The organism is Kitasatospora sp. NPDC058184, assembly GCF_042883725.1.
Classification (GTDB): Bacteria; Actinomycetota; Actinomycetes; order Streptomycetales; family Streptomycetaceae; genus Kitasatospora.
On the sequence record NZ_JBHVVE010000007.1, the window covers coordinates 146,377 to 167,324 of the forward strand.

Here is a 20,948-nt window from a genome sequence, read left to right on the forward strand (position 1 = left end):
GTTGTGTCGGTGCGTCCTGTGGTCAGTGCGTCAGGTCCACCACGGGACCGGTGAAGGCCCCGTCGCCGGACACCGTCAACTCGCTCGGCACGCCGTCGACTTGGACCCGAGCCAGGTACACCGTCGGCCGGACGCCGGTGACCGGCACCCGGACCGCGTACGGGTCGCTGCGCGGCTGCGACGGCACGGGCGCGCGGAACTGGTAGCTCGCCCCGGCGCGCCCGGTCGGCGGGCTCAACTCGTCCAGCAGCAGCAGGACCTGCTGGTCGTCCCGGAGCGGGACGTCCAGTCGGACGTCCACCTGGGCCGAGACCCCGGCCGGTCCGTCGGTACGGTCCGCCGTACCGATCGGCGCGGCGATCCGCGGCTGCCGGGCGAAGGTCTGCGCGTTGGACTCCACGGCGAGGTGCTCCGCGGCGGGCCGGCCGTCCAGCGCCAGGCCGTGCAGCACCTGCAGCTGGTACACGCCGGGCGGCAGGTCCGCCGGGACGGCGACCACCAGCCGGTCGTCCCGCACACCGCCCGGGGCGACCGGCACCCGGCGCCCGCCCAGCCGGGCCACGACCAGCTCCGCGCGCAGACCGGAGCCGACCACCACCAGCTCCCGGTCCCTGGTCACCGGCCCCTCCTCGGGCGCGCCGGTGGACCCGGCCGGGCGGGACAGCACCCGCTCGACGACCGGCCCGCGGGACGGCACGGCCCGTACGGTGCGGCGCAGCACCGGCTTGCCCGCGACCGGATCGACCTTGCCCTCCACGAACACGGCGGTGGCCTGGTAGGTCACGGACAGCGCGTAGGGGGTCTGGAGCAGCGTGCTCCACAGCTTGGACATCTCGTCGACGTCCATCGTGGTGGGGGTGAAGCGCACCCGCTGCGGCGAGGCGGCGAGGTCCGTCCCCACGAGGTACGGCTGGGCGGCCGCCTCCTCGATCAACTGCCGGGAGAGCGCGGGCTGTTCGGTCAGTGTCCGGACCACGCAGCCGAGCAGCCGCTGGCCCACCAGCTGGGACTCCTCGCCGTAGCAGCTGATCAGGTAGTGCAGGTCGAGGGCGGCGGCCGGCCGGGTCAGCACGGTGCCGTCGGTCGCGCGGGTGGGCGCGTCGTGGTTGCGCAGCGAGGCGTTGGGCGTGACCTGGTAGAGGAACACGGTGATGGTCGGGTCGGCCGGCGGCTCGGTCGGCGGCTTGCGGGTGCCGACCTCGACCGCGAACGGGATGTCGGGCGAGAGCGCGCGGGAGACGAGCAGCCGCAGCGCCTCGGTCACGGTGGCGATCGCGAGGTGGTTGCTCATGCGCCCTCCCCGTTTCGCTCGGCGGTGGCATCTGCCCGTGCGCGACGTGTGACGGCCCGCAGGCCCACTCGCCTGGTCATGGCCGCTCCCGGTCGAGGTACGCGCCCAGGTCGAGCGCGGGGGAGGGGCGGGCGGCCGCCGCCCGGCGCGGGCCGGCCGGGGCGCGCTCCGCGGCCCTGACCTCCACGCGCCCGATCTGGACCCGGACCACCCGCTCGGCCGGCCGCTGCCGGCCACGCGCCGCCTGAGCGGCGGCCCGAGCGCCCGCGGCGGCCGGGCGCCGGACGGCGGGCGCGACGCCGAGCCGTCCCGTGGCCGGTGGCGGGGCTGCCGCCTGTTCCGGGCCCGGCGGCCGGACCGGTGCGGTGACCGCCGGTACGGCCGCCGGGCGGGCGGCCGCACCCTCCGCCCCGGGCCCGGCGGCTGCGGTCGGCGCGACGCGAGCGGGCGCGAGCGGGGGCGTGACCAGCAGCGGCGTGCGCGGCAGCGGGAGCGCGGCCGGAGGAGTCGGCGGCGCCTCGCGGAGGGCCGGCCGGAGCGGCCCCTCGGACGGCAGCGGACGTGGTGCCGCCGACGGCCGGGGGAGTGGCGCGGGCCCGGGCTGTCCGACCTCCCGGCCCGACGCGGCGGCCTCCCCGACGGGCGGCGGCGCCGCCCCGAGCGTCTCGATCCGTTCGAACGGCCCCGGCAGGCGCGGCCGGACGCGGACGGTGTCCCCGCCGGGGCCGCCCTTCGCGACCAGGCGGTCGAAGTAGTCAGGCATCTGCGCACAGCTCCAGGTAGTAGCGGCGCCGCAGCGGGCTGAGCGCCAGGACCTCCGGCTCGCTCCAGCCGTAGGCGGTGGCCAGCAGGTGGACGTCGAGCAGGGTCGCGCGGGCCCAGGCGTCCAGCTCCTCCCAGAGGTAGGAGGCGATGTCCAGTTCGGCGAGGGCCTGCCGGCCGCAGTCGGGGCAGCCGAGGTTCAGCCGGACGTCCGCGCAGGGGTCGGCCGCGGCGGCGGCCTCGGCCACCTGCCGCTGGACCGGCTCGGGGAGCCGCCGGGCGGGCACCGGCTCCCCGTCGTGCTCGGCGCTCAGGACGCACCGCTCCAGCAGGACGGTCCTGGCCTCGCCCGCGGGGGCCCGTTCGGCGGCGGCCAGGTCGCCGGTGGTGGGCAGCCGGAAGCCGACCCGCCAGCCGTCCGACTCCACCCGCAGCGGCCCGGCGGCCGGTCGACCGGCACCGACCACCTGTCCGGCGTCGAAGTCGAACTCCATCTCCTCGGCGCACCCCGGGCAGCCCACCCGTACGGTGAGCTGTTCACCGAACAACTCGCCGCGCAGGCCGAACAGTTCGGCGTCCCGCTCGCCGACCGGTACGGCCAGCAGCTCCTCCGGCCCGGCGGCGGGCCGGGCGACGGCGTGCAGCAGCAGGGCCCGCCCGCTGCGGCCGGCCGCCACCCCGGCCTCCCAGGTGGCCAACAGGGCCGCCTCCCCCGCGAGTTCCATCGCGCTCAGGCCCCTCAGGCCGGCTGCTGGAACGATGGCTCTTCCGGCTCGGGCGTCTCCTCGTCCCGTTCCCAGCCCTCGACCTCCAGCTTGAGGCTCTGGATGGCCACCGCGTTGGCGTTGGCGTCCAGTTCGCCCAGCACCTGGTACTCGCTCGGCCAGGCCCGGTACAGCTTGTGGGCGACCGCCACCTGGCCGGCCTCGTTGAGCACCTGGATCACCAGGTCCTTGCGGAAGTCCCGGAGCGAGACCTCCGCCCCGCGGCCCGCGCCGACCATCCAGACCTTGTTGGCCCAGCGGTCGAACTCCGGGTCGTGGGTGACCCCGCGCTCCAGGGTGACCGCCTCGAAGTCGGTGCGGCCCGGTGACTTGCGCGGCGCGCTCGGATCGCCCCCGCTGCGGTGCTTCACCACCTCGGTGGTGCGCTTGAGCGGGCTGATCTTGCTGATTCCGGCGACGACCCGTCCGTCCCAGACGACCAGGAACTTGAAGTTCTTGTACGGATCGAACCGGTGCGGATTGACGGTGAACTCGACCATGGAGATCCTAAACCTCGAACTGTCCGGCGAGTTGCTCGATTTTGACGATCACGAATTCCGCGGGCTTGAGCGGCGCGAACCCGACCACGACGTTCACCACGCCGCGGTTGACGTCGTCCTGGGTGGTGGTGTCCCGGTCGCACTTGACGAAGTAGGCCGAGCGCGCGGACGTGCCCTGGAACGCGCCCTGCTGGAACAGCGAGTGCAGGAACGTGCCCACGTTCAGCCGGATCTGCGCCCACAGCCGCTCGTCGTTGGGCTCGAACACGACCCACTTCGTCCCGCGGTAGAGGCTCTCCTCCAGCATCAGCGCGAGGCGCCGCACCGGCACGTACTTCCACTGCGAGCCGAGCACGTCGGCGCCGGCCAGGGTCCTGGCCCCCCACACCACGGGGCCCACCACGGGGAACGTCCGCAGGCAGTTCACCGCGAGCGGGTTCAGCAGGCCGTTCTCCCGGTCCGTCATCGGGACGGTCAGGGCGCGCACCCCGGGCAGGCCGGCCTCCGTCCCCGCCGGGGCCTTCCACACGCCCCGCTGGCCGTCGGTGCGCGCGATCACCCCGGCGACGGTGCCGGACGGCGGGAAGGCGCGCAGCCGTCCGGTGAGCGGGTCGACCAGCTCCAGGTGCGGGAAGTACAGCGCCGCGTGGTCGCCGCGCACCGAGTCGAAGGCGGACAGGCCGGCCCGGGCGGCGTCCAGCGTCGTCCACGCCTGCGGCGAGTCGACGATCAGGAACATCCGCTTCTCCACGCAGAGTGCCTGGGCGGCCGAGACCACCGTGACGGCGTCGTCCACGTCGGCGTAGCCGGCCAGTTCGGGCAGCACCAGCAGGTTGACGTCCTGCACGTCGCGCAGCGCCTGGATGCCGGTCTTGCCCGCCTCGCTGCCGATCAGGTCGGTCAGCCCGGGGGCCCCGCCGTCCTGGCCGCCGGCGAGCGCGAAGACCGGCGGGCTGACCGAGCCCTCCAGGCCGAGGTTGTTGGCCGCCTCGCCGAGGAAGCGGACCACGTCGGCCGGGTCGGTGGAGCCGGCGACGGCCTGGAGCTGCCGGCCGAAGGCGGTCACCCGGGTGCCCGCGAAGACCCGCCTGCCCGGGGCGTCGGGCAGCGCGCGGAGCTTGCGTTCGAGCAGCAGGGCGAGCTCGGTGACGGTGGTCGGCGCGGCGCCGTCCACGGCCGGGTCGTGGATCCTGACCGTCCGCGTCACGTCGCCGATCTTGACCTGGACCTCGTGGGTGAGGTCGGGCAGGGTGGCCGCGAACGGCTTGGACACGGTGCCCACCGGGTCCGGCCGGCTCGCCGCCCGGACCTTCACCCGGACCACCGCCGAGCCGCTGTTCACCACCGTCTCGGCGAACCGCGGGCTGCCGTCCTGGACCGACAGGTCCGCGAAGGACTCCCGGACCGCGCCCGAGGTGTCGAACACCTGGAGGTTGAACGTGTCGCCGGGCGTGGGCGTCCGGTAGTCCACGGCGACCCGCAGCGTCCCGCCCCAGAGCCCCGGCTCGACGGCCGTGACGTCCAGGACCGGGGTCGCGGTGGAGGTCTGCGTCGAGGTGAGCGTGGCGGCCGCGGCGGCGCCGGTGCCGGCCGCCGCGACCCGGACGACGACCGCGACCGAGCCCCCGTTCAGGAAGAACTGCTGGACGGCGTAGCTGACCGGGCTCTGCGCCGCGAGCCCGCCGAAACGGCGCTCGAAGTCCGCGAAGCTGGTGAGGGTGACCGGCTGGTCGAGCGGGCCGCGCCGGGTGGCCCCGACGAAGGCGGTCACCGAGGTGCTCACCGCGGTGATGGTACGGACGCTGCTGGGAAGTTCTTCGATGTAGACGCCGGGGTAGGTCGGTATCGTCGGCAAATTCCCCCTCCGTTCACTTCGTGCATCAAGGGACCGATGGTGCCCGATGCAGTGGTGGCAGGCTCAGTTTCATAATCGGGTGACTATTCGTCAAGACCTGAACTGAGAAACTTAATTGTATTACTGCGCCTATTTCGTGGGGTTGCGGAGCAGGGAATTCCGCAACCCCGGGTCGGTCTCCCGTCCGGCCGGTCAGCCGCCTTCGGGCAGGTTCCGGTAGTCGGGGCGGGTGGTCGTCGGCGGCGGCGTGGTCGGATCCGTCGCCGTCGGTGCGGCTGGTGTGGTGGCCGCCGTGGTCGGCGTGGCCGCTACCGGCTTGGCGGCCGCCGGCGGGGTGGCCGCCGGCTGCTGGTAGGACGGCGGCCTGGCGGCCCCCAGGAACCATCCCCAGGTCGCGCCGAACCGGTGCTCCAGGAAGCGGAACACCGCGTAGTAGGCCGTACCGAAGCCGGTGACCAGGGCGGAGGTGACGGAGGCGTTGTCCAGGTGGAGGCCGAGCCGCGCCGCCTGCACCGCCAGGAACGCCACGATGTAGGGCACACAGGTGCGCCACAGGGACAGGGCGATTTGGTACATCGATCCTCCTCGGACGACGTCGGCCGGTGACTGCGGAACAGCCGGCGACCGCGGATCGGCCGGTGGCCGTGGATCAGCCAGTGACTGTGGATCAGCCGGTGGCCGTCGATCAGCCGGTGACCGTGAAGCCGTGCGCCTGGCCGAGCCGCGTCAGCGAGTCGATGCCGGGGATGCCGTCCGCCTGCTGCCCGCTGTACCCGTACCGGCGCTGCAGGGCGGCGTAGGCGTCGATGGTGCTGGTGCCGAACGAGCCGTCGACCCACTGCCCGTCGAGCAGCCCCTCGGCGCGGAGCGCCTGCTCCACCGTGTACACGTCGTCCGGGTACGTGGTGGCGCCCTGGGCCGCGTCCGGGTCCTGGCGGGCGGCCGCGACCACCCGGGACTTCGACACCTCGGCCAGCGGGACCGCCCCGCCCAGCAGCCGGCGCAGCGAGGCCTCGCCGGGCACGCCGTCCGCGTCCCCGCCCGAGTACCCCAGGCTGCGCTGGTAGTCGGCGTAGTTGAGGGTGTCGGCGTCGGTCCAGTCCGGGCCGGGGCCCTGGGTGTAGTGCGAGCCGAAGTTCGCCGCCACCAGCGCCTCGCCGACGATGGTGACCTGAGGACCGTGCGCGCCGTAGCCGTACGACAGGCCGCCGACGCTGCTCTGGTAGCGGGCCGGCGTCGGGTCGGGCTGCGGCGCGGGCTGGGACGGCGGGGTGACCACCGTCCCGGACGGGCGCGGCGCACCGGACCGCACCCAGGCGTACAGCGCCGGGCCGGGGCAGTCGGTCGAGTAGCCGTCCTGGTGCCCCTTGATCTCCGGGCCCGCCGGGCCCTGCTGCTCGCAGTACTCGATCGCGTCCCGCAGCCCGTTGAGCTGCTCCGGGGTCGGCTCCGTCGACCCGGAGGAGCCGACCAGCCCGCACACCGCGTAGTGGGCCTCGTTGAGCGGGACGTCGCCGTTGGCGCTGTTGCGCCGGTTCAGGCCGCGGCCCTCGTACACGAAGCCGTGCTCGCAGACCACGAAGCTGTAGCCGATGTCCGACCAGCCGTCGTCGTTCATGTGCGAGGCCTGGAGGCGCCGCACGTAGGCCGGGCAGGTGTCGTGGGTGTCGAAGGCGTACCGGGTGCCCAGGTAGTGCACCTTCACCCCCGCGCGCGCCCCGGCGTACGGGATCGAACCGTTGGGCTCGCGCCATGCCCGCGCGCCCCACTGGTCCCGGCTCACCAGCTGCAGCCCCGGCCAGTCGGGCACCGAGGGCGTGGGATTCGGCGTCGGCGTCGGCGCGGGCGTGTCGGGGGCCGGGGCCTGGCCGCTGCCGGCCCACGCCCTCAACTCGTCCAGCGAGCCGTTGAAGACGTCCGCGTCGAGCGGGTCGTCGCTGTACTGGTGGAAGCGCCAGGACGCCTGGACGCGCGGCGAACCCGGGGACACGTAGTCCGCGATCCACAGGAAGTCGCCCGCGTTGTCGTCCGTCCGGAACCAGTAGTCCCGGTTGGTGTAGAGGCCGACCAGGTGGTCCGGGTAGCGCTGCTTGACCGCCGCCAGCCACTGGTTCTTCGCCGCGGTCGCGTCGCCGTCGGCGACGGACTGCCCGTACGGCTCGAAGTCCAGCACCAGCAGCTCGCCCGCGGGCACCTGCCCGACGACCCGGCAGAAGTGCTCGATCTCGCCGTCGACCGGGTTCTCCGCGTGCAGGAAGTGGTAGTGCCCGACCACCAGTCCCCGCCCCCGGGCGTCCGCCAGCTTGTCGGTGTACCCCGACTGGCCGGTGCGGCCGCCCTCGGTGGCCTTGATGAAGACGAACTCCGCGTCCCCCGGAATGCCCGACTGGAAGTCGGAGACGTCATAACCCTTCGCGTATGCCATCAGGAAGCTCCCCCTTCGCGCCGATGGCAGCTACGGCCGACCCGCCCGGGCCCGAGCCCGGGACGCGACGCCGACCGGAGCGTCATGCCCACCTCACCGTACCCCTCGGTATGCGTCAACTCCCTTGAAATACAAGGGATCTACGCACTTTCGCCGCATCCGGGAGTGGGCCGTTCCGGGCAATATGCCACTGGCACTGGAGGGTCGTACGCCCTGTCCTGCCCCGGTGTGCCGCCGAGGCTGCCGGGACCGCCGGATCCGTCGGCCGGATCCGTCGGCCGGCTCCGTCGGCCGGCTCCGGTCGGGGTGCGCGGGGAGGGTGCGCGAGGAGTGCGCGCGCCCTCCTGAGGTCGTACAGGAATCAATGATTCCGGAAATGCTCGATCGCTCACCAAGCACCGGTCACCCCTTGTTGTGACCTTTACCACAGCTTGATGCGGCGGGGCGGATTCCCCTATCGGATTCCCGTGGCCGGATCGTTCCATGATGGCCTGATGTGACATGACCATTCGTCAAACATTGAAATCGAATGGCAATGTGGGCGCCGTCGTACCGACCCTTCTGCACCAGGTGTACTGATCGTGTACACGACGAAGAATGGCTGAACTGTGCGCATGACCCGTTCGGATCGCAACGACGCGACCACGCGGCCCCGCCTCGCCGGCGAAAAGCTCACCCTGGAGGAGTTCTCCGAGCTCGCCGGCCAGGTCGGGGGCTATCCCTATGTGAAAGTCGTACTCGACCGCGACGAGTCGGTGCTCCACTTCATCGACAGCGCCGACGGCACCCTCCACGTCCGCTACATCGCGTGCGAGATCCTCGGCATGTCGATCGACGAACTGGCGCGCGGACTCGATTCGTTCAATGACGACGTGTACCGGAATCCCGACCGTCGCTTCTATCTCGGCACCCTCGCCCGCCACACCCGCCGCGCCGCGGAAAACGGCCACGAGGCCGACACCTTCCTGTCCCTGGAAACCGTCGACGTCGACACCATGTCCCAGGACATGCTCCGGTTCTTCTACCACCGGGTGCGCGAGCACATCGACCCCTCGCTGCCGCTGGTCCTCAAGCCGGCCGGCCACGAGCAGGAGGGCTACCTCGCCCGCATACCGGAGACCGAGATACCGCGCGTCCTGTCCCACGAGCTCTACTCCGCGGCCTCCTACGTACCGCTGAACGCCGGGACCGCCCACGGACGGCTGCGCGTGTTCGGCTCGGAGGACGAGTACCGGGCCGACCCCGAGCCGCTGGAGTGGCACGACATCGTGGTGATGCCCCGGGTGCCCGAGGACATCCCCCGGGTCTCCGGAATCATCCACACCGAGCACACCACACCGCTCTCCCACATCAACGTGATGGCCGCCGGATGGCGCATCCCCAACGCCGTCGGCGTCGAAGCCGCCGAGCGGATCGACCGCGCCGGGCTGCGCGACCGATGTTGGGTGCACTACCGTGTCGAAGCCGACGGCGGAGAGCTCCTCCTCGAAGCCGCCCGGCCCGGCGACCGCGAGGAAGCCCCGCCGACCCCGCCGGCCGACCGCGTCGCCGTGGACCTGCCCGACCTCACGCCCACGCCGGTCACCCCGCTGTCCGCACTGCGCGAAGGGGACCACGTCCGGTTCGGCACCAAGGCCGCCAACCTCGGCGAACTCACCCACCTGCTCCAGCACGGCTCACCGCGCTGGCTCGGCTTCTACAGCGTGCCCCGGCCGCCCCGGGACAACCTGCTCCGCTACCTCGCCCGGCAACTCGGCGCCCCGGAGGACGCGGACAGGACCGAACTGGACGCCGCCGCGCAACTCCTGGTGAAGGAGTATGCCCACGTGCCGCGCGGCATCGTGCTGCCGTTCTCCCTCCAGCAGCGCTTCCTCGACTCCTCGGCGGAACTCCGCACCGCCGTCGACCGGCTGGACTCCGCCCTCCGGGACGGGATTTCGCTCCACGAGGGGACGCGGATCGAGGAACGCATCGAGGAGCGCATCGAGGCCCTCTGCCTCGACGCCCAGCGGCTGATCCGCGACACCCCGCTGCCCGACCCGATCCGCACCGAGATCGACCGGGCGATCGACCGGCACCTGTACGGCGCCCGCGTCCAGGTCGTCCGCAGCTCCTCCAACGCCGAGGACCTGGCCGGCTTCTCCGCCGCCGGACTCTACGAATCGGTGGCCGACGTCAGCGGCACGGACGCCGTCCTCGACGCGGTCCGCGAGGTCTGGGCCTCGCTGTTCTCACCCCGCGCGGTCCTGCTGCGCCGCCAGGCGGGCATCCCCCTGGACCACTGCCGGATGGCCGTGATCGTCCAGGAACAGGTCGGAGCCACCGTCGGCGGCGTCCTGGTCACCTGCAACCCGCTGAGCCCGCAGGACTTCCGCAACGTCTACCTCAACATCTCGCCGCGCTCCGTGACCGACGTGGTCTCCGGCCGGGGCGCCCCGCTCCAGTACCTGTGCAACACCATGGAAGGCGGCAGCCGCACCGTCTCGCTCGGCACCGCCGCCACCGACCTGGACGCCGGGACCAAGGACCTCGTACGCCGACTGGCCCTGATCAGCAGGCTGTTGCAGTCGCACTTCTCGCCCGACGAGACGTACGCAACCCCGGTCGACATCGAGTGGGCGATCGAGGGCGACCAGATCAGCCTGCTGCAGCTGCGGCCCTTCCGCACCGCCGGCTGACACGGCCGGCCGACACCGTCGGCTGATGTCGCCGGAACACCGCACGGGCCCGCGCACGAGCGCGCCCGTGTGCCCCTCCGCGCCCTTTCCCGCGGCCGCCCACGAGTGAACTTCCCTCAGGAGCAAGTACGTTGAACCGGATTCTGTACGTCTACGTCAAGGGCGGCGCCCCGCTGGAGTACGCCTTCCCGCGCATCGCCGCCTGCGGGGAGCTGCACGTCCTCGCACTGGCGCCGCTGCCCGCGTCCGGGGAGGACGTGTGGCGGCCCAGCTGCACCAGCATCGAGCTGGTGCCCGAGGCGCCGCGCGGGGACGACCTGGTCGAGCTGATCGTCGAGTACGCGAAGGCCATCGGAGCCGACGCGGTGCTGACCCTCTCGGAGTTCGCGGTCCTCGCCGTCGCCCAGGCCGCGATCCGCCTCAACCTGGCCGGCCCCGGCGAGGGGATCGTCCGCGCCAGGGACAAGCGGCTGATGCGCGAGGCCTGGGCCGCCGCCGGGGTCCCGATACCCGCGTTCCGCCGGGTCGACAGCCTCGCCGACCTGGACACCGCGCTGGCCGAGTTCACACCCCCGCTGCTGCTCAAGCCGGCCTGGGGCGCCGGGTCGGTCGCCCAGATCGTGCTGGACAAGCCCGAGGACGCCGCCCCGGCGTGGGCCGAGATCGAGCGCGGACTCCAGGCCGGCAGCCGGGTCGGTATGAACGAGCTCTACGCCGCCGACACCGACCACGACCGCCTCGTCGAGGAGATCGCCCAGGGCTCCACCGAGGGCTGGTACGAGGAGCCCGGCTATGGCGACTACGTCAGCGTGGAGGGGATCGTCGCGGACGGCTTCTACCGCCCCCTGGCCATCACCGCCAAGCTGCCGACCGTACCGTCCTTCGTCGAGGTCGCCAGCACCTCGCCCTCCGTCATGACGGTGCCGGTCCAGCGCCGGATCGAGGAGGTCTCCCGACAGGCCGTCGACGCGCTCGGGCTGGAGAACTGCGGCACCCACACCGAGCTGAAGCTGATGAAGGACGGCGAACTGGTCGTCATCGAGACCGCGGCCAGGTTCGGCGGCCTGCTCACCACCAGGCAGGTCCACGAGGTCTTCGGACTCGACCCGATCGGCATGCTGGTCCGCCAACTGCTCGGCGAGCGCGTCGACTACCCCGAGGCCATGCCCACCACCGGCACCCGGGCCGCCGCGTCGCTGGCCGTCGTCCCGGCCGACGCCTCGGGCGTGCCCTGGCAGAGCACCCCGCTCTGGAACCCGCAGGCCGTCGACTGGCAGAGCCTGCTCTCCCCGGGCAGCACCATCGAAGCCGTCCCCGCCTTCGCGATGCCCGCCGGCCGACCCGTCCCCGCCTTCGACCCGTCCGCCGGCTCGCGCAACTGGCTCGGGGTCTACCTGCTCAGCGCCGTCGACGCCGCCACCCTGCGGCGCGACTGCAACGCCGTGCTGAACGGCATGGAAGCCGCCCTGCACCGGGCCGCCTCCTGACCCCCCTCCTCCTCCCATCCCCTCCCTCTCCCTCTTTCTCCTTCTCCCCGAGGTTCCATCATGCGTGTACTGTTCGCCGGCGCACCCGGCCTGGGCCACCTCTTCCCGCTGGTCCCACTGGCCAGGGCGATGCGCGAGCTCGGCCACGAGGTCGCGGTGGCCTCGATGGACGGCGGCGAAGGGGTCGCCGCGTCCGGGCTGCCGTACCTGCCCATCGCGCCCGGGGTCGACTGGCGCAAGGAGATCAGGGAGGCCGGCCGCACCCGGCGGCCCGACCTGATGCGGCGGGTGGTCGAGAGCAACTCGGCCGACCGCGAGGCCTTCGTCCCGCTGGCCGCCCACGTCAACAGCCGGGTCGCCGACGAGACGGTCGAACTCGCCGCGCAGTGGCGGCCGGACCTGGTGGTGTACGAGTACCAGTTCCCGGTGGCCCTGCTCGCGGCGACCCGCCTCGGCGTGCCCGCCGTCCAGCACGACCTGGGATTCGCCCGCACCCCGAAGCTGCGCGCGCTGATGCTCGCCGAAATGGCGGACACCTTCGCCCGGCACGGAATCGACTGGCTGCCCGACCCGGCGGACACCATCGACCTCGCGCCGCCCAGCATGGCCGGCGACGAGCGGTACGGCTCCTCGATGCGGCCCGTCGCCTACAACGGCGAAGGCGACGTCCCCGCCGAGCTGGCTGCACCCGCCCACCGCCCGCGCGTGGCGGTGACGCTGGGCACCGTCCCGCCCAAGACCGACGGCCTCACCAGGATCGAGCGGGTGATCGCGGCAGCCGCCGACATCGACGCCGAGTTCGTCCTCGCCACCGGCGACCTCGACCTCGGCACGCTCGGCAGCCTGCCGGACAACGTCCGCCCGTACGGCTGGGTCCCCTGGCAGGCCCTGCTGTCGACCTGCGCCGCCGCCATCCACCACGGCGGCAGCAGCACGGCCCTCGGCGCCCTCGACGCGGGTATCCCCCAGTTGGTCCTGCCCGACGGCTCCGACCGCTTCATCACCGCGGCCGCCGTCCACCAGCGCGGAGCCGGCCTCAGCGCGACCGCCGAGGAGATCACCCCGGCCCTGCTCCACCGCCTCCTCACCGACGACGCCCTGACCCGCGCCGCCCGCGAGGTCAGCACCGAAATCGCGGCGATGCCCAGCCCGACCACCGTGGCGTCTCACCTCATCACCCTCGCCCGCCGCACCCCCTGAGCCACCCCACCCGGCACCTCCCGAGGGCCTGCCCCGAGATCCCCACACCAGTTGGCCGCCGTGCGACAGGGGCCCACTCGGTCAGCACCGAGACGCCACAATGAGAGCCCCCCGGCACGCGCCGGGGGGCTCCCTTCTGCGCGGGCCTACCAGGTAGAGGAGCAACCCCGCGAACGCGGGGCCGACCGCGGCGATCGCCTCGTCGATCACCCGGCCGGGAGCAATCCCCGCGAGCGCGGGGCCGACCGCGGCTGGAGCACCCCTGCCGACATCGACCGGGAGCAATCCCCGCGAGCGCGGGGCCGACAAGCGGCGCACTTCCCGAACCCTCTCGGACTGGGAGCAACCCCCGCGAGCGCGGGGCCGACCTGGACATCTCCCTGTACTCCGGCCTCCAGCAGGAGCAACTCCCGCGAGCGTGGGGCCGGCGAGTGGGACGACCGCGACCGCGCGCACCTGAGAGAGCAACCCCCGCGAGCGCGGGGCCGACGCGGGCGGGGGCGGGGGCGGCCCGCCGATCCCGGAGCAACCCCCGCGGGCGCGGGGCCGACGGTGTGGGGCCGGACGGGACGCTGACCAGGCCGAGAGCAACCCCCGCGAGCGCGGGGCCGACAGGGACTTCGCCATCATCGCGAGGACGAAGGCGGAGCAACCCTCGCGAGCGCGGGGCCGACGTACGCGGCGCCGGTAATGGCCACGCGGACCTGAGAGCAATCCCCGCGAGCGCGGGGCCGACCAATCCGTTTCCCCTCGTCGTCAGCGGGCCCGTGAGCAATCCCCGCGAGCGCGGGGCCGACACTTCCTGACCTGCGGTGATCTGCGTCAACTGGCGCCGGTTGATTCAGTTCGATTCGGTGGGCTTCCCAGAGCAGACCTCATCCGCCGATCGTTGTCTATTTGTGAATCCAAGGTCGATTGTCAGGGCCTCGATCTACGCTCCGAAGCGTACTCGGACATGGAGGTCGAGACATGGCCGATGACCGCTGGCAGTGGTACCCGGCGACAGCAGCACCGCCCTCGGCGCACTCGACGCGGGCATCCCCCAACTCATCCTGCCCGACGGCTCCGACCGCTTCATCACCGCAGCCGCCGCGCACCAGCGTGGCGCAGGCCTCAGCGCGACCGCCGAGGAGATCACCCCGGCCCTGCTCCGCCGCCTCCTCACCGACGACGCCCTGACCCGCGCCGCCCGCGAGGTCAGCACCGAGATCGCGGCGATGCCCAGCCCGACCGTCGTGGCGGAGCTCCTCACCACCCTCGCCCGCCCCACCACCTGAGCCAGTCCGCCCGACGCCCGGCGCCGTCCGCACGGGGAACCCCCTTTGTGCGGATGCCGCCCGGCGCCAACGCGCCTTCCCGTCCGGCACCTTCTAAGCGCCTGCATCGCGACCCCTACGCCCGCCTGCCGACGTACGCCGAAGGCCCCCTTCTGCGAGGTCTGTCAGGCAAGGGAGCAACCCCCGCGAGCGCGGGGCCGACAGGATCACGCCGAGACGGTTGGCGTCCCTCCGGGAGCAACCCCCGCGAGCGCAGGGCCGACGTACGGCCAGAGAGCGATGTCGATCAGGCCACGGAGTAACCCCCCGCGAGCGCGGGGCCGACTTCCTGGGGTTGCACGGGGGCCGGGGTGATGCAGAGCAACCCCCGCGAGCGCGGGGCCGACGACGACTACCCGGGGATCTGGGCGCCGGGCGAGGAGCGACCCCCGCGAGCGCGGGGCCGACGTGACCAGGGAGTCGAGGCGGCCGTACACCGTGGAGCAACCCCCGCGAGCGCGGGGTCGACGCCGCGGTCCGGGTTGCCCCGGACCTGACCCGGGAGCAATCCCCGCGAGCGCGGGGCCGACAGCACTGGAAGGCGCATGACTTCCGCGCTCAGGGAGCAACCCCGCGAGCGCGGGGCCGACAGTGCCCGGTACACCTTGAGGACGTCTCCGAGGGAGCAACCCCCGCGAGCGCGGGGCCGACTCTTCTCCTCAAGTAAGAGACGGGAAGGGGGAGGAGCAACCCCCGCGAGCGCGGGGCCGACTCGGCGCGGATGCTGATGACGCCGTTCTCGAAGGAGCAACCCCCGCGAGCGCGGGGCCGACCGTGACGTCCTTCTCCTCGCACTCGACGGCGAGGAGCAACCCCCGCGAGCGCGGGGCCGACGGAGGAACCCGATGCAGAGCGAAACGATCACCGGAGCAACCCCCGCGAGCGCGGGGCCGACTGGGACTTTTGAAGCGTGCAGCACTGTCCGTCAGAGCAACCCCCGCGAGCGCGGGGCCGACCGGGGTCGCGGGGATCTTCTGGTCCGCGAACGGGGAGCAACCCCCGCGAGCGCGGGGCCGACACGATGCGGTACCGGCCGGTGTAGCCGGTGGGGGAGCAACCCCCGCGAGCGCGGGGCCGACCACGCTGCCCAACCAGGTGGACACCGCGAAGCGAGAGCAACCCCCGCGAGCGCGGGGCCGACTCCCACCGGTACATATCCCGATAATCCATCGGAGAGCAACCCCCGCGAGCGCGGGGCCGACAGGGCGGAGGGCATCGCGGAGGTCGAGACCGAGGAGCAACCCCCGCGAGCGCGGGGCCGACCCGCCGTTGGCGTCCGGCAGCAGGAGTCGGACGGAGCAACCCCCGCGAGCGCGGGGCCGACCGTCCTGGCGGGAGCCCCTGACGGTACCGCCGGGAGCAACCCCCGCGAGCGCGGGGCCGACCTGCTCCCACTTGGTCTGTCTGGTCACACCGAGGAGCAACCCCCGCGAGCGCGGGGCCGACTAGGCCGCGATGGCCTCGGAGACGGCCTGGGGGGAGCAACCCCCGCGAGCGCGGGGCCGACCACGCGCGCGGCAGGTACGAGCCGTCGTCGGTGGAGCAACCCCCGCGAGCGCGGGGCCGACCCACCAGGCGTCGAACGGGCCGACGATCGGCTGGGAGCAACCCCCGCGAGCGCGGGGCCGACACTTCCTGACCTGCGGTGATCTGCGTCAACTGGCGCCGGTTGATTCAGTTCGATTCGGTGGGCTTCCCAGAGCAGACCTCATGCGCCGATCGTTGTCTCTTCGTGAATCCAGGACGGATTGTCAGGGCCTCGATCTACGCTCCGAAGCGTACTCGGACATGGAGGTCGAGGCATGGCCGGTGACCGCTGGCAGTGGTACCCGGCGACAGCAGCACCGCCCTCGGCGCACTCGACGCGGGCATCCCCCAACTCATCCTGCCTGATGGCTCGGACCGCTTCATCGCCGCGGCCGCCGTACACCAGCGCGGAGCCGGGCTCAGCGCGACCGCTGAGGAGATCACACCGGCCCTGCTCCACCGCCTTCTCACCGACGACACCATGACCCGCGCCGCCCGCGAAGTCAGCACCGAAATCGCGGCGATGCCCAGCCCGACCACTGTGGCGAAGCACCTCACCACCTTCGCCCACCCCACCACCTGAGCCCCCCGCCCCCGGCGCCGGCCGCCGTCCGCACGGAACCCCCCTCCGTCCGGATGCCGCCCAGCGCCGACCGATCCGGGGGCCCACCGCCCGTCACCGGACGGTCCGTCAGACCCGCCCCAGGTGCAGCGGCAGGTGGTTCAGCTCCCAGCCGACCGGGCGGTCGCCGGGGATCAGGGTGCCGGGGTCGGCCGCGAGCGACAGTCCGGGGTAGCGGTTGAGGAGCCGCCCGAAGGCGATGGCCGCTTCCAGCCTGGCCAGCGCCGCGCCCAGGCAGAAGTGGATGCCGTACCCGAACGAGAGGTGGTGGTCGGCCTGGGCGGCCCGCTTCCGGGTCAGGTCGAGCCGCTCGGCGCGGTCGTGGTGCCGCAGGTCGAGGTTGGCGGCGTCGAGGTGGGGGTGGACGGCCTGGCCCCTGCGGATGTGCACGCCCCGCAGGACGAGGTCGCGGTCGGCGTACCGCAGGCGGGCGGAGGGTACCGGGCCGCACCAGCGCAGCAGTTCCTCGACGGCGTGTGGCAGCAGCGTGCGGTCCTGGCGCAGCAGGGCGAGCTGGTCGGGGTGGGTGAGCAGGGCCAGGGTGCCATTGGCGATCAGGTGGGCGGTGGTCTCGTGGCCGGCCAGGACGAGGATGAGGGTCATGCTGACCATCTCGTCCTCGCTCATTGCCGCGTTGGAGGGGCTGCCGTCCGGGCCGCCGTTCGGGCCGATGTCCGCGCTGTCGTCTCGCGCCTGGAGCATCCCGCTGATGAGGTCGCTGCCGGGCTCCGCGCGGCGGCGGTCGATCAGCTCCCGGACGTGCCGGACCAGGGCGGGTGTCGCCGTCCGCAGCCGTTCGGTGTGGCCGGCCGTCAGGTTCCGGCTCCAGTCGGACCAGAGGTGCCGGTCGGGCTCCGGGACGCCGACCAGTTCGCAGATGACGGCGACCGGCAGCGGGTAGGCGAAGTGCTCGACGAGGTCGACGACGCCGAACTCGTCACGGTGGTCGGGCAGTTAGTCGAGCAGGCGGTCGGTGATCAGCTCGATCGACGGGGCGAGGAGCTGGATGCGGCGGGCGGTGAACTCGCGGGACACCAGCCGACGCAGGCGGGTGTGGCGCGGGGGGTCCAAGTCGACGATGGCGTTGAGGAAGTAGTGGTGCGTCTCCGGCGGCAGCCCGAGCGCGGTCAGGCCGGCGATGCGCGGGTCGGGGGAGCCGTCGGCGGCGAGGGCGGAGGGTGCGCTGGTCAGGCGGGGGTCGGTGAGGACATCGCGGACCTCGGCGAAGCCGGACGCCACCCAGCCCATGGACCCGTCGGGCATCCGGCTCTCGCGGACCGGACACCCGCCGGCGTGCTCGGCGAGTACGGGTGCGGGTGCAGGTACCGGCGTTGGTACGGGTGCCGGCGGTGCTACCGCCTGGTCGTTCGGCATCGTGCGTCGTCCCTTTCCGGGGCGGCCCGGTGCCTCGGGCACCGGTCGGGCCTGTCTGAGGCGGTCGGACATCTCTGCGGCGGAGGGGTCCCGGGAGGCGAAGGACGTCCAGGGCCCGGGCCCGCCGGCCGCTCACAGGTGAAGCGGGAGGTGGGTGAGTCGGCGGCCCACGCCCGGCACGTGGACGCGTTCCAGCCGGTCCGGGGCGACGGCCAGCCGGAGGCCGGGGAACCGGGCGGTCAGTGCGCCGAGCAGGACCTGCGTCTCCAGGCGGACGAGGGCGGCGCCGAGGCAGAAGTGGGCGCCGTGGCCGAGGGCGACGTGGTCGTCCTGTGCGTCCTGGTAGCGGGTGATGTCGAACCGGTCGGCGTCGGGGTGGTACCGGCGGTCGCGGTTGGCACCGAGGAGCGAGAGGACGACGGCCTCGCCGGCCCGGATGCGGGTGTCGTGCAGGTCGATGTCCTGAGCGGCGAAGCGCGGCCGGGTCGCCGGGACGGAGCCGCCCCAGCGCAGCAGCTCCGTCACGGCCAAGGGGAGCAGGGCGGGGTCGTCGCGCAGCAGGTCCAGCTGGTCGGGGTGGGCGAGCAGGGCGGCGAGGCCGTTGGCGAGGAAGTAGGCGGTGTTCTCGTAGCCGACGTTGGTCACCAGCATCGTCATCGTGACGATGTCCCGCTCCGGGAGGGGAGGTTCACCGTCCGGGGAGGGCGTCACCATCGCGCTGATGAGGTCGTCGCCGGGGGTGCGCCGACGCTCCTCGATCAGCGCGAGCACGTGGTCCACGAGGGCGGGCGCGGAGTCGCGGACGAGGTCGGTGTCCAGGCCGTTGAGGTCGTCCGCCCAACGGCGCCACAGCGGGCGGTCCTGTTCGGGAATGCCCACCATCTCGCAGATCACCGTGATCGAGAGGGGGAAGGCGACCTCCTCGATGAAGTCGACGCTGCCGTCGGCGGCCGCCCGTCCGGGCAGTTCGCTCAGGAGCCGGTCGGTGATCTGCTCCACCCGGGGTTGCAGCGCGTGGATGCGGCGCGCGGTGAAGTGCGGCGCGACCGCCTTGCGCAGCCGGGTGTGGTCGGGCGCGTCGAGGTCCAGCAGGGCGCGCAGTAGGTACTGGTTCATCCGCTCCGGCAGGCCGAGCCACCGGATCTGCGCCATGCGGGGGTCCTCGCCGGCGAACCCCGGCACGGAGAGCGGGGACTGCACCAGCCGCGGGTCCCCGAGCCCGGCCCGGACGTCGTCGAACCGGGTGATCATCCACGCCGGCAGCCCGCCGGGCAGGGTGATCCGCACGACGGGGGCCTGCTCCCGCAGCCCGCCGAGCACGTCCTCGGGCAGCTCCGGGCACTGCGGATCGAAGAGCAACGGGCAGGCGGAGAACTCCGGTTGGCCGGGCGCGTCGGAGTCACGGTCGGAAACCTCGCGCGGATTCGCCGGGCTGGTCGTCATGACGCACCTCAACTCTGTGAACACGCCGCTCATGCACTCCTGCAACTCCGCCCGGCCGGATTCGGTCACGGCCTCGTCCCCCGCAGGTGTGACACCCGGGCACCGACCTGGCGGGTCCGGCCGGAGCCCGCAGCGCAGGCCGGACGAAGTCCCCCTACCGCCACGACGGACCGGGGCCGCCGGCGCAAGCTCAGCACCGAAAGCGCAACTCTGCCCACCCCACCACCTGAGCCACCCCGTACCCCTCCCCACCGGCCCCGCCTACCTGCACGGCGCCGAGCGTAGTTCGTACGGAACCCCTCTTCTCTCCGCGCGGCCGCCGCCCGGCGTTCAAGCGCGCTCTCGCCCGGCAGCTTCCGAAAGGCCGCCCCGCGATCCCCTACCCGCCAGCCGACGTACGCGGAAGGCTGCCTTCTACGAGTGCCTGTCAGGCCAGGGAGCAACCCCCGCGAGCGCGGGGCCGACGGGGCGACCGCAGCCATCGCGACTCTCGCGGTGGAGCAACCCCGCGAGCGCGGGGCCGACCAGGGGTGCCTGGTAGTGGTGATTCTCTGACGGGAGCAACCCCCGCGAGCGCGGGGCCGACAGCGGGCCCGGGTCGCGCAGCTGGCCGGGGATGGAGCAACCCCCGCGAGCGCGGGGCCGACCTCGGCCGGGGCCGACAGGTCCGCCGGCTTGTCGGAGCAACCCCCGCGAGCGCGGGGCCGACAGCCGCGCATTCTGCGCCAGGCGCCGAGTGTCGGAGCAACCCCCGCGAGCGCGGGGCCGACCAGGCCAGCGCGGCGTACGGTAACGGCCGGTGGGAGCAACCCCCGCGAGCGCGGGGCCGACTTCGCCACGCTGGTCACCCACGCGACCTTGATGGAGCAACCCCCGCGAGCGCGGGGCCGACGGGGTACGGCGGGTGTGCATGGTGTGTCTCCCGGAGCAACCCCCGCGAGCGCGGGGCCGACCGGGTGCCGTTCCCTCCCCTCCGGCCTTGCAGGGAGCAACCCCCGCGAGCGCGGGGCCGACCTTCGAACTGCCCCTCGGTGAGCTTGCTTCGGGGAGTAACCCCCGCGAGCGCGGGGCCGACGGCCATCACGCACCCCCGATCAGCTGGTAGGCGGAGCAACCCCCGCGAGCGCGGGGCCGACATCGCCAGCGCCGGGAGCGCCTCGGCGTACGGGGAGCAACCCCCGCGAGCGCGGGGCCGACTCGTCCAGAATGCAGATTGTCCGGTGGCGCTGGGAGCAACCCCCGCGAGCGCGGGGCCGACACCGGTGCTGTCGGGATCCGTGACTACCAGCAGGAGCAACCCCCGCGAGCGCGGGGCCGACTCCAGCATGAATCCGGAGGTGGCCGCGTAGCCGGAGCAACCCCCGCGAGCGCGGGGCCGACTATCGCCCACATTCTGGGCTTGATCCGATCGGGGAGCAACCCCCGCGAGCGCGGGGCCGACCGCCCTGGAGAGCTGGGCGCGGAGGACGCCCTGGAGTAATCCCCGCGAGCGCGGGGCCGACGCTGGCCGCCGACGTCGTCCGCCACAAGTGCGAGAGTAATCCCCGCGAGCGCGGGGCCGACCGCAGCAAGGTGCCGGAGTTCGAGCGGTCCGCGGAGTAATCCCCGCGAGCGCGGGGCCGACGGCCAGTGGCGGGACAACGCGGTCACCGGCGCGGAGTAATCCCCGCGAGCGCGGGGCCGACGGTAGCCGCCGGTCAGGAC

At 73.1% G+C, this 20,948-nt stretch carries 15 protein-coding genes and 3 CRISPR repeat arrays (1 of these 18 running past the window's edge); of the genes, 5 read left to right on the plus strand and 10 right to left on the minus strand.

Annotation, left to right across the window (positions count from 1 at the left end; genetic code table 11):
- Positions 1-22: 22 nt before the first annotated feature.
- The 7 genes from ACFVXH_RS15680 to ACFVXH_RS15710 all read right to left on the minus strand — a co-directional run bounded on the left by ACFVXH_RS15680 (position 23) and on the right by ACFVXH_RS15710 (position 7,597).
- Positions 23-1,291, minus strand: a complete 1,269-nt coding sequence (locus ACFVXH_RS15680; RefSeq protein ID WP_387823780.1) for a DUF4255 domain-containing protein — start codon at positions 1,289-1,291, stop codon at positions 23-25.
- A gap of 76 nt (positions 1,292-1,367) precedes the next feature.
- Positions 1,368-2,054, minus strand: coding sequence for a hypothetical protein (locus ACFVXH_RS15685; RefSeq protein ID WP_387823783.1), 687 nt, complete (start codon positions 2,052-2,054; stop codon positions 1,368-1,370).
- The gene (locus ACFVXH_RS15690; RefSeq protein ID WP_387823785.1) at positions 2,047-2,778 is read right to left on the minus strand and encodes a hypothetical protein; all 732 of its coding nucleotides are present in this window, start codon (positions 2,776-2,778) and stop codon (positions 2,047-2,049) included. The genes ACFVXH_RS15685 and ACFVXH_RS15690 overlap by 8 nt, the downstream gene beginning before the upstream one ends.
- Before the next feature lie 14 nt (positions 2,779-2,792).
- Positions 2,793-3,317 (minus strand): phage tail protein, encoded by a 525-nt coding sequence (locus tag ACFVXH_RS15695; protein ID WP_049649365.1) that lies wholly within the window; start codon positions 3,315-3,317, stop codon positions 2,793-2,795.
- 7 nt (positions 3,318-3,324) lie between these two features.
- Positions 3,325-5,172: a phage tail sheath family protein gene (locus ACFVXH_RS15700; protein WP_387823789.1), complete on the minus strand. Its 1,848-nt coding sequence runs from the start codon at positions 5,170-5,172 to the stop codon at positions 3,325-3,327.
- 192 nt (positions 5,173-5,364) lie between these two features.
- Positions 5,365-5,748: a hypothetical protein gene (locus ACFVXH_RS15705; RefSeq protein WP_387823791.1), complete on the minus strand. Its 384-nt coding sequence runs from the start codon at positions 5,746-5,748 to the stop codon at positions 5,365-5,367.
- A gap of 109 nt (positions 5,749-5,857) precedes the next feature.
- Positions 5,858-7,597, minus strand: coding sequence for a peptidoglycan-binding protein (locus tag ACFVXH_RS15710; protein ID WP_387823794.1), 1,740 nt, complete (start codon positions 7,595-7,597; stop codon positions 5,858-5,860).
- Positions 7,598-8,211: 614 nt separating this feature from the next.
- Between ACFVXH_RS15710 and ACFVXH_RS15715 the strand changes: the two genes are divergently transcribed.
- The 5 genes from ACFVXH_RS15715 (at position 8,212) to ACFVXH_RS15735 (ending at position 16,388) form a co-directional block, all read left to right on the plus strand.
- Complete coding sequence (locus ACFVXH_RS15715; protein WP_387823797.1) at positions 8,212-10,275, plus strand: PEP/pyruvate-binding domain-containing protein; 2,064 nt, start codon at positions 8,212-8,214, stop codon at positions 10,273-10,275.
- Positions 10,276-10,406: 131 nt separating this feature from the next.
- Complete coding sequence (locus ACFVXH_RS15720) at positions 10,407-11,762, plus strand: acetyl-CoA carboxylase biotin carboxylase subunit family protein (protein WP_387823800.1); 1,356 nt, start codon at positions 10,407-10,409, stop codon at positions 11,760-11,762.
- A 60-nt stretch (positions 11,763-11,822) separates the two neighbouring features.
- Positions 11,823-12,962, plus strand: coding sequence for a nucleotide disphospho-sugar-binding domain-containing protein (locus ACFVXH_RS15725; RefSeq protein ID WP_387823803.1), 1,140 nt, complete (start codon positions 11,823-11,825; stop codon positions 12,960-12,962).
- 165 nt (positions 12,963-13,127) lie between these two features.
- Positions 13,128-13,759: a CRISPR direct-repeat array (repeat unit 21 nt; unit sequence CCCCGCGAGCGCGGGGCCGAC).
- Between the two features lie 192 nt (positions 13,760-13,951).
- Complete coding sequence (locus ACFVXH_RS15730; RefSeq protein WP_380741972.1) at positions 13,952-14,239, plus strand: nucleotide disphospho-sugar-binding domain-containing protein; 288 nt, start codon at positions 13,952-13,954, stop codon at positions 14,237-14,239.
- A 173-nt stretch (positions 14,240-14,412) separates the two neighbouring features.
- Positions 14,413-15,908: a CRISPR direct-repeat array (repeat unit 28 nt; unit sequence GAGCAACCCCCGCGAGCGCGGGGCCGAC).
- Between the two features lie 192 nt (positions 15,909-16,100).
- Positions 16,101-16,388, plus strand: coding sequence for a glycosyltransferase (locus ACFVXH_RS15735; protein ID WP_380741974.1), 288 nt, complete (start codon positions 16,101-16,103; stop codon positions 16,386-16,388).
- A 108-nt stretch (positions 16,389-16,496) separates the two neighbouring features.
- Here ACFVXH_RS15735 and ACFVXH_RS15740 read toward each other — a convergent pair whose 3' ends face one another.
- The 3 genes from ACFVXH_RS15740 to ACFVXH_RS15750 all read right to left on the minus strand — a co-directional run bounded on the left by ACFVXH_RS15740 (position 16,497) and on the right by ACFVXH_RS15750 (position 19,244).
- Complete coding sequence (locus ACFVXH_RS15740; protein ID WP_387824256.1) at positions 16,497-17,381, minus strand: cytochrome P450; 885 nt, start codon at positions 17,379-17,381, stop codon at positions 16,497-16,499.
- Positions 17,382-17,690: a hypothetical protein gene (locus tag ACFVXH_RS15745; protein WP_387823807.1), complete on the minus strand. Its 309-nt coding sequence runs from the start codon at positions 17,688-17,690 to the stop codon at positions 17,382-17,384. It abuts the gene before it with no gap.
- A 243-nt stretch (positions 17,691-17,933) separates the two neighbouring features.
- On the minus strand, positions 17,934-19,244 hold the full coding sequence (locus ACFVXH_RS15750; RefSeq protein ID WP_387823809.1) for a cytochrome P450: 1,311 nt from the start codon (positions 19,242-19,244) through the stop codon (positions 17,934-17,936).
- A 436-nt stretch (positions 19,245-19,680) separates the two neighbouring features.
- Positions 19,681-20,948: a CRISPR direct-repeat array (repeat unit 29 nt; unit sequence GGAGCAACCCCCGCGAGCGCGGGGCCGAC); it runs 175 nt beyond the window's last position.

Bases quoted from the DNA above. Each gene is read 5' to 3' on its own strand.
- ACFVXH_RS15680 (WP_387823780.1), bottom strand. From the start codon at position 1,291: ATGAGCAACCACCTCGCGATCGCCACCGTGACCGAGGCGCTGCGGCTG.
- ACFVXH_RS15685 (WP_387823783.1), bottom strand. From the start codon at position 2,054: ATGCCTGACTACTTCGACCGCCTGGTCGCGAAGGGCGGCCCCGGCGGG.
- ACFVXH_RS15690 (WP_387823785.1), bottom strand. From the start codon at position 2,778: ATGGAACTCGCGGGGGAGGCGGCCCTGTTGGCCACCTGGGAGGCCGGG.
- ACFVXH_RS15695 (WP_049649365.1), bottom strand. From the start codon at position 3,317: ATGGTCGAGTTCACCGTCAATCCGCACCGGTTCGATCCGTACAAGAAC.
- ACFVXH_RS15705 (WP_387823791.1), bottom strand. From the start codon at position 5,748: ATGTACCAAATCGCCCTGTCCCTGTGGCGCACCTGTGTGCCCTACATC.
- ACFVXH_RS15710 (WP_387823794.1), bottom strand. From the start codon at position 7,597: ATGGCATACGCGAAGGGTTATGACGTCTCCGACTTCCAGTCGGGCATT.
- ACFVXH_RS15715 (WP_387823797.1), top strand. From the start codon at position 8,212: ATGACCCGTTCGGATCGCAACGACGCGACCACGCGGCCCCGCCTCGCC.
- ACFVXH_RS15725 (WP_387823803.1), top strand. From the start codon at position 11,823: ATGCGTGTACTGTTCGCCGGCGCACCCGGCCTGGGCCACCTCTTCCCG.
- ACFVXH_RS15745 (WP_387823807.1), bottom strand. From the start codon at position 17,690: ATGCCCGACGGGTCCATGGGCTGGGTGGCGTCCGGCTTCGCCGAGGTC.
- ACFVXH_RS15750 (WP_387823809.1), bottom strand. From the start codon at position 19,244: ATGACGACCAGCCCGGCGAATCCGCGCGAGGTTTCCGACCGTGACTCC.